At 65.2% G+C, this 13,326-nt stretch carries 1 protein-coding gene; it reads right to left on the bottom strand.

The features are described 5' to 3' along the window. Positions 1–55 precede the first annotated feature (55 nt). Positions 56–13,326: amino acid adenylation domain-containing protein (locus tag AC5Y4F_RS21130; RefSeq protein ID WP_499998328.1), on the bottom strand; the 13,271-nt coding region annotated here is incomplete at its 5' end.

The raw sequence follows: 13,326 nt of genomic DNA on the forward strand, positions 1-13,326 counted from the left end.
CCTTGCATCGAATGCTGCGACGTTCACCGCCGGTGTGCCGCGCAGCAACGGCGATCTACGGTCCTAAAAGAAGTCTGAGTTGTTCGCCGTACAGGCTGAGCGATTCGATAGTCAACATATTCTCATGTGCGCAGTCGACCGGATACTCTGTAATGTCGCCGGCGACGTACGGCTGCCAAGTCTCAATAAGATATGAACCGCGATCGCTCTCCGTGCCCACCGCAGAGAATATGGTCAGATCACCGTCGAAAATGCGAGGTTCGTGAGCTCGTTGTAACTCCATGTTCTTATTAAAGTTTTGGATTATCCAATCAACAAGCCGTTTATATCTAGGGAAGTCTTTGATCCCTCGTTCGAGCATTAATTTTTCTATCTGATCGGCGTTGAGCGGCTCTTCCTGCCCGGGAACATCTATGCCATAAAACCGCAGAATTTCTTCCAGCATCTGCCTGTCCTCTAAGGGATGGGTCGGCACGCTCGCGCCATCGAGACTCAGCTGAGCGTCGAACAGGATAAGGCGTGCGATTGCGCATCCACGTTGCTGAAGCTCAATGGCGACTTCGTGAGCGACGAGCCCTCCAAAAGACCAGCCCAGAACGTTGTAAGGCCCGTTAGGATCAACCTTTTGTATCCTGTCGGCGTAATTCTTCGCCATATCGGGAATTGTCTGGGCGTCGTCCACTAAAAGTTGTTGAATTCCAATGATGGGGCAGTCGAGGTAATTACTAAGACGCTGATACGGCCAACTCATCCCGCCCCCGGGATGGATGCAAAACAGCGGAAGATCAGCGCCCTCTTTGAGGACCTCGACGGGGACTATGTCGAGCTGGCTGGCACCTGTACCCAACTGCCGGCTCAAGCTTCGAACCGACGGGGCGTGGAACAAGGTGCGCACCGCGAGGTCGGCATCCAGGCGCTTATTGATTTCGGCGACCACTCGCATCGCCGAAAGCGAATCCCCGCCTAGGTCGAAGAACGAGTCGTCGACCCCGACCCGCTCCAGCCCGAGCACTTCAGCGTAGATGCCGGCGAGCGTCTCCTCAGTAGGAGTGGCGGGGGCCCGATAACCATTGGTGCCGTCATATTCCGGTGCAGGCAGGGCGCGTCTGTCGAGTTTCCCGTTGACCGTCAATGGCAATGCGTCAAGCGCCACTACCGCCGCGGGGATCATGTATGCCGGTAGGCGAGTGGCCAGCGCGGCGCGGGTCTCGGCCGGGTGGGCGTTGCCCGTGATGTAGCCCACCAGACGTCTGCCGCCGGACCCGTCCTCGCGGGCGATTACCACTGCCTGATCCACCCCGTCCAGCGCTGCCAGCGCAGCCTGAACTTCACCGAGTTCGATGCGATACCCACGTATCTTGACCTGTTCGTCAGCGCGTCCCAGATAGTCCAGTTGCCCGTCGGCGCGCCACCGCACCAGATCCCCGGTCCGATACATCCGGTGCCCCTGCGCTCCGGCACCGTCCGCGCCTGCGAACGGACACGCCACGAACCGCGACGCGGTCAACCCCGACCGACGCCAATAGCCGCAGCCCACCCCTCTGCCGGCCACATACAACTCGCCCACCACACCGGAGGGGACCGGCCGCAACCACGCATCCAGCACGAAGAAGGCAGCCCCCGGCACCGGCGAGCCAACCGGCGGCGACCCTGACCCCGCAGTCAACGGCGCGCTCTTAGACGCCCACATCGTCGTTTCGGTCGGCCCGTAGACGTTGATCATCACGCGGCCCGGCGCCCAGCGATCCACCAGCTCGGCCGGGCACGGCTCAGCGCCGATGACCAACGCGGCCGGCCCCAACCCCTCAGGCGAGAGCATTCCCACAGCCGATGGAGTCTGGGTCAACACGCTGACCCGTTCCGCAATCAGCAGGTCGTGGAAGTCCTCCGGTGAGCGCGTCACCTCTTCGGGCACCACAACCAGCCGACCCCCGTGCAGCAACGCGCCCCAAATTTCCCACACCGAAAAGTCGAAGGCCAAGGAGTGAAACTGTGTCCACACCTGCCCCGGCACCAACTCAATGCCCGCATTCAGCGAATCGAACAGCTGGGCCACATTGTGATGGGTCACTGCCACGCCCTTGGGCACCCCCGTGGTGCCGGAGGTGTAAATGATGTGGGCGAGGTCATCAGGGGCCGGCGTCGGTAGTGCCGTACTAGGTTGGCTCTGCACAGCGTCGTCATGGACATCGACCACCGGTATGTCATGCCCGTCCAGCCGGGACCGCAGGGCCGCGGTGGTGACCGCGGCGATGGGTGTGGCGTCGGCGAGGATGAATCCGATCCGGGCCTCCGGCAGCGCCGGGTCGACCGGGACGTAGGCGGCGCCGGTTTTGAGTACCGCCAAGATCGCCGCGATCGCCTCGACGGACCGGGAAAGCAGCAATGCCACACATTGCCCGGGGCCCGCACCATGGTCGGCCAGCAGGTGCGCCAACCGGTTAGCGGTGTCCTCCAGTTCGCGGTAGGTCCACGCACGATCGCCGCAGACCGTTGCCACCGCGTCTGGGGCTCGCTCGACCTGCGCGGCGAACAACGCCGGAATGGACACCGCCGTCCGCGGTCTGGGCTGGGCCAATACTGCCCGGTTGCCGAGTTCGTCGAGGCGAGCGTGGTCAGCCTCATCGAGCAGATCCACTGACGACAATCGCCGGCTGGGGTCGGCAGTGATCGCCACCAGTACCCGCTCCAACCGTTTGATCAGCGCTTCGATGGTTTTTACGTCGAACACATCGGTGCGGAATTCCACCGCGCCCCCGATCCCGGCGGGTTCACCGCCCTCGGTCCAGCGTTCGGCCAGCGAAAAGGTCAGGTCCATGCGCGCGCTGTGGGTGTCCACCGACAGCGGCGCGATCTGCAGGTCACCCGACGCGAATCCGGCGCCGAGGTTCGTAGTGTCCTGGCCGCCGAAGTTCTGCCAAGCCAACGCCACCTGCACCAGTGGGTGATGGGTAAGGCTGCGGGTCGGGTTAAGCCGCTCAACGAGCAGTTCAAAGGGCACGTCTTGGTGCTCGTAGGCGGCCAGGCTGCGCCCACGCACTTGGGCCAGCAATTCGGCCAGGCTGGGATCTCCGGTCAAATCGACCCGCAGCACCAAGGTGTTGACGAAGAAGCCAACCAGGTCATAAAGGGCGGGGTCCCGCCGCCCTGCGATGGGGAACCCAACCGCTACATCTGCGCTCGCGCTGAGCTTGGCCAGCAGCACCGCCAGCGCGGCCTGGATCAACATGAAACTGGTCGCGTTGTGCTCACGAGCCACCAGCGTCACTTGCTGCTGTAGCTGAGCCGGCCAGTGCACCGCCACACTGGCGCCAAGCAGATTAGCCACCGGTGGGTAGGGTCGGTCGGTGGGCAGCTGCAGGCGATCGGGCATGCCGGCGAGGGCGTTCTCCCAATACGCCAGCTGCGCGGCGATCAGGCTGTGGCCATCCTCGAGACTGCCCAGCTGCCCGCGCTGCCACAGGGCGTAATCGACATACTGAACCGCCAATGGCGCCCATCCGGGGGCTTTGCCCGCGCACCGGCTGGCGTAAGCCACCCCCAGGTCACGCACCAGCGGGGCGATCGACCAGCCGTCGGCGGCGATGTGGTGTACCACCACTACCAGCACGTGCTCGTCGTCGCCGACATGGAAAAGCGTTGCGTGCAGCGGGATTTCGGCAGACAGGTCAAACGTGTACCGGACCGCGGTGTCGATGGCCTCGGCCAGCCGGGCCGGCGGCCAATCGCTGGTATCAACGATCTCCCAGCCGAAGTCGGCGCGCTCGGCGGGCACCACCAGCTGGCGGGGTATCCCGTCGACGGCCGGGAACAGCGTGCGCAGGCTCTCATGGCGACCGATCACATCGGCCAGCGCCGCACCCAATGCCTCGGTGTCAAGCGGCCCTCGCAGTCGAAATGACACAGGGATGTTGTAGATCGGTGAAGGACCCTGCAACTGGTCGATGAACCACAGCCGGTTCTGGGCGAACGACAATGGCACCACTTCGGGTCGCGCTGTGGCCACCAACGGTTCAAACCGGCCTGCCTCCGCCCCGACACGGGGCGCCAACCCGGCAACCGTAGGCGTCTCGAACACCGCACGCACCGCCAGGTTTGCACCCAGGCCGGCATTGACCGCGGCGACCAGACGCATCGCAGCCAGGGAATCCCCACCCAATTCGAAGAACGAGTCATCGGCCCCGACCCGGTCCAGGCCCAGCACCTGGGCGTAGATACCGGCCAACATGTCCTCGATCGCGTTGCTCGGGGGGTGATACCGGTCGAGGTCCCGGTATTCCGGGGCGGGCAGGGCGCGGGTGTCCACTTTGCCGCTGGTGGTCACTGGCAGCGCTTCCACCACCACGATTGCCGCCGGCATCATGTACGCCGGCAACCGCTCGCCCAACTGTGCGCGGATCTCGCCGGGCTCGGCTGTCCCGGTGACATAGCTGACCAGGCGCTTATCACCGGGGCGCTCCTCGCGGGCGACCACCACCGCCTGCCCCACCCCAGGAAGGCCGGCCAGCGCCGCCTGGACTTCACCCAATTCAATGCGATACCCGCGGATCTTGACCTGGTCATCAGCTCGGCCCACATACTGCAGCTGCCCATCACCGCCCCAACGCACCAAATCCCCAGTGCGATACATCCGGGTCCCCGGACCGCCGAAGGGACACGCCACAAACCGCGACCCGGTCAACCCCGTCCGGCCCACATAGCCCACCCCCACGCGGGCACCGGCGACATACAACTCACCCACGACACCGGCGGGCACCGCCCGCAACCACCCGTCGAGCACAAACAACGCCGCCCCCAACACCGGCGACCCGATCGGCACTACCTTGGTCCCCGCTGACAACGGTGCGCTGATCGCCACATAAACCGTGGCCTCGGTCGGGCCATAGGCGTTGACCACCACCCTCCCCGGCGCCCAGCGCTGCACCACCTCCGGCGGACACGCCTCCCCGCCGAGCAGCAACGCCGTCGACCCCAACCCCTGCGGGGACAGCACCGCCACCGCCGAGGGGGTCTGGGTCAAGACGTTCACCCCTTCGGCGACCAGCAGGGCGTGGAAGTCATCGGGTGCGCCCGTTATCTCTTCCGGCACCACCACCAACCGGCCACCCCGCAGCAACGCACCCCAGATCTCCCACACCGAGAAGTCGAACGCATAGGAATGACACTGCGTCCACACTCCGGGCAACGACAGCGCAGTGGGCAACGACTCCGCCAAATAAGTCACGTTGTGGTGAGTGACCGCCACCCCCTTGGGCGCCCCCGTGGTACCGGAGGTGTAAATGAGGTAAGCGAGGTCATCAGGGGCCGGCCCCAGCCCGGGCAACGCCGTACCGGGCTGGGTGTCGACAGTGGGGTCACGAACATCCACGACCGCCACATCATGGCCGTCGAGCCGATCGGCCAACTCCGCCGTGGTGATCGCGACGACCGGTCCAGCATCGTCAACCATGAACTCGATCCGCGCTGCCGGCGCCGCCGGGTCCATCGGTAAATAAGCCGCACCCGCCTTGAGTACCGCCAACATCGCCACGACCGCCTCAAACGAACGGTTGAACAGCAACGCCACACACTCGCCCGGACCCACACCCCGGCCGGCCAACACATGCGCCAACCGATTCGACGCCTCATCCAACTCGCGGTAGGTCCACGAACTCTGCCCGCAGCGGATTGCCACCGCATGCGGTGCGCGCGCCACCTGCGCGCCGAACAGCGCTGGCACCGACACCGGCACGGGCGCGGGCCGGGTCAGCGCCGCCCGGTTGCCCCACTGCTCCAACCGGTCGCGCTCAGCCGCATCCACCACATCCATTGACGACAATCGCCGCGCGGGATCGGCGCTCATCGCCGCCAGCACCCGCTCCAACCGGGCGATCAGCAGCTCGATACTGACCGCATCGAACACGTCGGTACGAAACTCCACCGTTCCGCCGATCCCAGCAGGCTCACCGTCCTCGGTGAAGCGTTCGGCCAACGAAAACGCCAAATCCATGCGGGCGGTCTGGGTGTCCACCCGCAGCTGTGTGGCCCGCAGATCACCAAAGGTAAGTCCGGCGGCGTCGCCTTGCTGCCAGGGCAGATTCTGCCAGGTCAACGCCACCTGGATCAGGGGGGAATGGGTGAGCGATCGCGTGGGCTTGAGTCGATCTACGAGCAGCTCGAAAGGCACGTCTTGGTGTTCGTAGGCGGCCAGGCTGCGCCGCCGGACCTGTGCCAGCAACTCAGCGACAGTGGGATCACCGGCCAGATCGACACGTAGCACCAAGGTGTTGACGAAGAAACCCACCAACTCATCCAGCCCGGGGTCGCGGCGCCCGGCGACCGGGAACCCCACCGCCACATCGCTGCTGGCGCTGAGTTTGGCGAGCAGCACCGCCAAGGCGGTCTGAACCACCATGAAGCTGGTGGCGTTGTGCTCGCGAGCAATTCGGTGAACCCTTTGTTGCAGACCTGTTCCCCAGCTGACCGCCACATTGGCACCGCGCTGATCTGCCACCGGCGGATATGGCCGGTCGGTGGGAAGCTGCAGGCGCTCGGGCATCCCGGCCAGGGTGTCTTCCCAAAAGCTCAGCTGCGCAGCGATGGGGCTGTCGCTATCCGCCAGATCACCAAAGCTTTCGCGCTGCCACAGCGTGTAATCGGCGTACTGAACTGGTAACGGCGCCCAGTCGGGAGCCCGCCCAGCGCATCGGCTGGCATATGCGACACCCAAATCGCGAGCCAGCGGGGCGATAGACCAGCCGTCCGCCGCGATATGGTGCACCACGACCACCAACACGTGTTCGTCGTCGGCCACGCGGAAAAGCCAGGCGCGCAACGGGATTTCGCTAGCCAGATCAAACGTGTAGCGCACCGCCGCGCCGATTGCCTCATCCAGCCGGGTCGTCGGCCAGCCAGTGGCATCTACGACGTCCCACCCAAAGTCGGCCTGCTCACCGGGCACCACCACCTGCACGGGTGTCCCCTCGTGCACCGTGAACAGAGTCCGCAAACTCTCATGGCGATCCACCAAATCACCCACCGCCGCACCCAGTGCGTCGGCATCAAGCCGCCCGCACAACCGCAGCGCTGCGGGCATGTTGTACACCGGCGACGGGCCCTGCAACTGATCGATGAACCACAGCCGGCTCTGGGCATACGACAGTGGGATTCGTGCCGGGCGCGACATCGGTCGCACCGGTGGGCGAGCAGTGCCGCCACGATTCCGGTCCAGGTACTGCGCGAGGCCTCCGACCGTGGACGCGTCGAACAGATACCGCACCGGCACTTCCCTGCCCAACCTCAACTGCAGCCGCGCGCTCGCCCGGGTGGCTATCAGGGAATCGCCACCCATTGCGAAGAAGTCGTCGTCAAGGCCAACGCGGTTCACGCCCAACACCTCGGCGAACGCCTCGGCGACAACTTTCTCGGTCTCCGTATGTGGCGCCCTAAACGGTGCGCCGGCAAATAACGGTGCGGGCAACGCTTTGCGGTCGAGCTTGCCCGAGGCGGTCAACGGGAACTCCTCGAGCACCAAAATCTGCGTCGGCACCATGTATTCGGGCAACCGCGCGCTCAACCGTTGGCGCACCGCGCCGAGTTTGGTGTTGGTGTTGGGGTCGTTGGATTTGACCCTGCTTTGGTCTGCCCCGGCGGAGGCCAGGTAGAGATCGGTCAGCGGTGGGGCGTGCTGGGTACCGCCGTCGCTGGGGGCGATGAAGACGGCATCCAGGGTGCCCCGTTGGGCTCCCCAAGTGACGGCGACGTGGTATCCGGTGGTGTCACCGATGCGGTGCAATTCTTCGGGGACGACGTCCGCGTTCCAGCTGCCGGCTTCGACGACTGCCTCGCCCGGGGGCAGCCCGGCGGCAAGGCCTCGTTCGATGCGGACGTCGCTGATCACTCCCGCGCGGGGTATGTCGGTGACGCGGACCGTGGCCGGACGTTCGGCTAACAGCCGCGTGCGCAGGCCGTCGAGGCCAGCGCAATCGGTCCAGGACCAGGTGGGTGCGCCGGCCAGTGAGCGCACCGGGGCAGGAGCTTTGTAGAAGACGACGTCGTAGCGATACCGGTTGAGTTCGTTGTCGGCAAATCCGCGTTTGACTTCGACGTCAACTCCGGCCACCGAAGCATGAGCGGCGGCGAGGGCAGTGAAAAACTCTGGGGCAAGCAGTAATTCGGGCTCTCCGAGCATTGCGGACTGGACTCGCTGACGGATCTCGGCGGCGTCAATGGAAGTGGTGCGGGCCAGCGCGACCCCGGTTTGGAACGCGCTCTGCAGGCTGTGGTTTCGCACATCACCGATAAACAGAGAACCGCCTGGAGCCAGCAGATCCATGGCGTTGTTGATGAGGTCACCCAGATATCCCGCGTTAGGGAAGTACTGCACGACCGAGTTGAGAATGATCGTGTCGAAGCCGCCCTCTGGCAGTGCCTCAGTGACGTGAGCCGGTCGGGTCAGCAGCTCTACCCGATCACGCCACGGGATCTGCAAGTCCTCGAGTGTGCGGGCCAGCCTGTCGATAACCACCGCGGAAATATCGGTGGCCACGTAGCGCTCACACACCGGGGCAATCTGCGACAACACCAGTCCGGAGCCCACGCCGATCTCCAACACCCGCCGCGGCCGCAGGGCCATGATCCGATCTACCGTGGCAGAGCGCCACTCCACCATCTCCTCAAGCGGAATCGCGTCATCGGTATAACTACTGTTCCAACCCCGGAAGTCCATGCCGAATCCCGGCGCCTCGACATCGGCGTCGTAGAGCTCGTCATAGAGGTGTTGCCATTCCTCAACGATTTCGGCGTCCTGGTCGGCGGTGCTGGTGTGCTCGATGGTGATGTAAGCGATCAGCTGGGAACCGGTGTCGCTCCGATGCACCGTGACGGCGGCCCGGGCGACCTGCGGGCAAGCCAATAGCGTGTTTTCGATTTCGCCCGGTTCGATGCGCTGTCCTCGCAATTTGATCTGAGTGTCCGCCCGGCCCAGATAGTCGAGGCTGCCGGCGCGGGTCCAGCGCACGAGGTCACCCGTGCGATACATACGTGACCCCGCACCAACATATGGGTCCGCGACGAATCGTTCCGCGGTCAAATCCGCGCGACCTACATAGCCCTGCGCCAGGGCCGGCCCACTTAAATACAGCTCGCCGACCACCCCGATCGGCGTCGGGTTCAGTCGGGCGTCGAGCACCAGCGCGCACATACCCGGAATCGGGGCGCCGATGTTGACCGGCTGCCCCCCCGACAGCGGCGCACTGCACGAGGCCCAGATCGTGGCCTCAGTAGGACCGTAGGCGTTGAAAATCCGCCGACCTGGCGCCCATGCGGCCACCAGCTCCTGCGGGCAGGCCTCGCCCATGGTGACCAGCGTGTCCACCCCGTCGAGTCGGGCCCGATCCAGTGACGTCAACACCGAGGGGGTGATCACCGCTGCACTGACCCGCCGGTCCTGCAGCAACCCGGTTAGTGCGTCTCCGGCATACACCTGCGGCGGGGCCACCACCAACGCCGCGCCGGATCCCGCCGCCCACACCATTTCGAAGACCGAGGCATCGAAGGTCGGCACGGCGACCATCAATACGCGCGCATCCGTGCCTGATTCGAAGATCTTGCGTTGCGCCGCAACCAATCCCAACAGACCGGCATGGCTTACCGTCACCCCCTTGGGGACACCGGTAGACCCAGAAGTGAAGATGACGTACGCGGTGTCGTCCACCCACAGCGGGGCAATTCGGTCGGAGTCGGTGATGGGATCCGCGGAATGCCCGGACACGTCGAGAGCGTCGACGCGAATCACCGGGCGCGCGCCGGCCCCAGCCATGGTGTCCCGACCACTGGTCAACACACACACAGCCGTCACCGCGTCTAGCACCGTGGCGATCCGCTCGATCGGATAGGCGGGGTCCACGGGCACATATATGCCGCCGGCCTTGACCACGGCCCACCACGCCACCACCAACTCCGCACACCGATCCATCGCCACGCCCACCGCGCGCTCCGGACCGACCCCAATCTCGATAAGGACCCGTGCCAACCGCGTCGACCACTCATCAAGCTCTTGGTACGACAACTCTCGCGCACCGTCGATCAGCGCCGCCGCGTCCGCGTCGGCCGAAACCGCCGCAGCCAACAACTGCGGCGCCACGCCCGCCGGCGCCTCCACACCGATGCCAGACCAGGCCGACAGGACAAGATCACGCTCACTGCCATCCAGCAGCGCGACATCGCCCACCACTACCGACGCGTCCGCCGCGACAGCCTCGATCACCCGCCCAAACCAGGTAACCAACCGCTCAATGGTGGTTCGGTCAAATAAGTCGGTCGCATACGTCACCACCCCGGCGGCCATCGGCGCATCCGAGTTTTCGGGCCGCACCTCGCTGAGATGGAAATCCAGGTCGAACTTGGCAGTGCGGGTCGACCCCCCCAGCGGCTCGACGCCGACGTCGTCGAACGCCAAAGGCTCGGGGCGCACGTTGTTCTGGAAGACCATGGCGACCTGGAATAGCGGATGATGCGCGGTCGAGCGGGCCGGGTTGAGCTGTTCGACGAGGCGCTCAAACGGCACATCCTGATTGGTGTAGGCATCCAGCGCCTTCTGCCGCACCTGCTGAAGCACGTCGCTGAACCGCTGCTGAGAATCCACGCCCACCCGCAGCACCCAGGTGTTGACGAAAAAACCGACGAGATCGTCGAGTGCCGCATCCTGCCGTCCGGCAATCGGTGTGCCCAGCACCACGTCCTCGCCGGCGCCGACCCGGTGCAACACCACCGCCAAGACCGCCTGCAAGACCATGGACGCCGTCGCGTTGTGCGCCGTCGCCAGCGCCCTGGTACCCGCCCAGACGTGCGGGTCGATGCGGATCTCCACCGCATCACCGCGGTAACTGGGCACCGGTGGGCGGGCGTGATCGGTCGGCAACGACGCCACTTCCGGCAGATCGGCCAACTCCTGTAGCCAGTACCGCAACTGACCGGCGATCAGGCTGTCGGGATCGGACTCCGCCCCCAGACTCTCCCGTTGCCACAGCGTGTAATCGACATACTGCACCGGCAACGGCGCCCAGCCTGGGGCGTGGCCCTGCCGGCGCGCTTGATACGCCTCGCCCACATCGCGGACCATCGGAGCCAGCGACCAGCCGTCAAAAGCTATGTGGTGCACCACGATTCCCAGCACGTGCTGCTCGGGATCGATCGAATAGATCTGGGCACGAATCGGTATCTCTGTCGCCAGATCAAACCGATATCCCCCCAACGCCACCAATTCGCCGACCACATCCTGCTCCGGCAACGACACCACCGCCGTGCCCTCGCGCCGCCACATCCCGGCCCGGGCCGGCAACACCTCCTGGAATGGCACACCGTCGATGTCGGGAAATATGGTGCGCAGCGATTCATGACGGGCGACCACATCGTCGAGTGCCGCGCTCAACGCCTCGACGTCCAACGCCCCCCTGATCCGGAAAGCGGTCGGAATGTTGTAGGTCGCAACCCCGCCCTCGAACCGATTGAGAAACCACAATCGGCTCTGGGCAAACGACAACGGAACGACGGTGGGCCGCTCCACCGGCACCAGCGGCGGTCGCCGACCCGCCCCCGCACCGATCCGGGGCGCCAATTGGGCGATCGTGGGCGCCTCGAACACGGTGCGAACCGAAAGGCCGGAGTCCAGGTTGGTGTTGATTGCGGCGATTAGGCGCATCGCCGAAATGCTGTCGCCGCTCAGCTCGAAGAAGGAGTCGTCGATCCCGACCCGCTCGATACCCAAGACCTGGGCGTAGATGCCGGCCAGGATCTCTTCGACCGCGGTGGCCGGGGCGCGATACCGCTCGGCGTCGGCGTATTCGGGTGCCGGCAGGGCGCGGGTGTCGAGTTTGCCGTTGACCGTCAGCGGCAGCGCAGGTAGGGCCACGACTGCCGTTGGCACCATGTAAGACGGAAGCCGTTCGGCCAGCACGCTTCGCGCCTCGGCAGGGTCGGCGGTGCCGGTGATGTAGCCGACCAAGCGTTTGGTGCCGGGTTGGTCCTCGCGGGCGATCACCACGGCCTGGTCCACCCCAGCGAGTGCGGCGAGGGCGGCTTGGATTTCACCGAGCTCGATGCGGTAGCCGCGAATCTTGACCTGTTCATCGGCACGGCCGAGGTAGTCCAGCTGGCCATCGGCGCGCCACCGCACCAGGTCTCCGGTCCGATACATTCTGGTCCCCGGGCCGCCGAACGGACAGGCCACAAACCGCGACCCGGTCAACCCCGCCCTGCCCACATAACCCACGCCCACGCCGGCGCCGGCCACATACAGCTCGCCGACCACCCCGGGCGGGACCCCTCGTAACCAGCCATCGAAAACAAAGAACGCAAGATCTGCCAATGGGACGCCGATGGGGCTGGCATTGCGGTCGGTGTCGGCGCTGCCGATCTCGCGCAACGAGGCATGCACCGTCGTCTCGGTGATGCCGTACATATTGATCAAGCGCGGCAGCACCGGGTGGTTGTTCAGCCAAGTCCGAAGACGCTGTGGTTCAAGCGCTTCGCCGCCGAACACCACGGTATGAACGTCGAGCTGATGCCCGGGCTCGGACTGCAGCGCATCGGCGTTTTGCAGCGCATAAAACGCTGATGGGGTTTGGCTTAAGACGTTGACCTGTTCGGCAACGAGGAGGGCGTGGAGGTCGTTTGGTGAGCGGGTGATCTCTTCGGGCACTATTACGAGCCGCCCGCCGTGTAGCAGTGCACCCCAGATTTCCCACACCGAGAAGTCGAAGGCACAGGAATGGAGCTGCGTCCACACCTGGCCGGGCGCGAACTCAAGGTCGGCAGCTAGCGAGGCAAACAACCGGATCACGTTGTGGTGGGCGATGGCCATGCCTTTGGGGAGCCCGGTGGTGCCGGAGGTGTAGATCAGGTAGGCGATGTCGTCGGGTGCGGGTGGCGGTAGTGGGGTGTTGGGTTGGTGCTTCACTGTTGGGTCGTCGGGATCGATGATCGCTATGTCGTGGCCGTCTAGTCGCGCCCGTAGGTCTGTGGTGGTGATCGCGGCGATCGGTGCGGCGTCGGTGAGCATGAATTCGATGCGTGATCGGGGGTGGGCGGGGTCGATGGGTAGGTAGGCCGCCCCGGTTTTGAGCACCGCCAGGATCGCGGTGATCGCTTCGGCGCAGCGGGGCAACAGTAGTGCCACGCACTGTCCCGGGCCGGCACCGTGGTCGGTTAGCAGGTGCGCCAACCGGTTAGAGGCTTGATCGAGCTCGCGGTAGCTCGTTGAGCGGTCCTGGTAGGTGACCGCCAGCGCCTCGGGTGTGCGCGCGGCTTGGGCGGTGAACAACGCGGGAATCGACACCGGTGGGCCGG

This window comes from Mycobacterium sp. NGS56 (genome assembly GCF_059812425.1).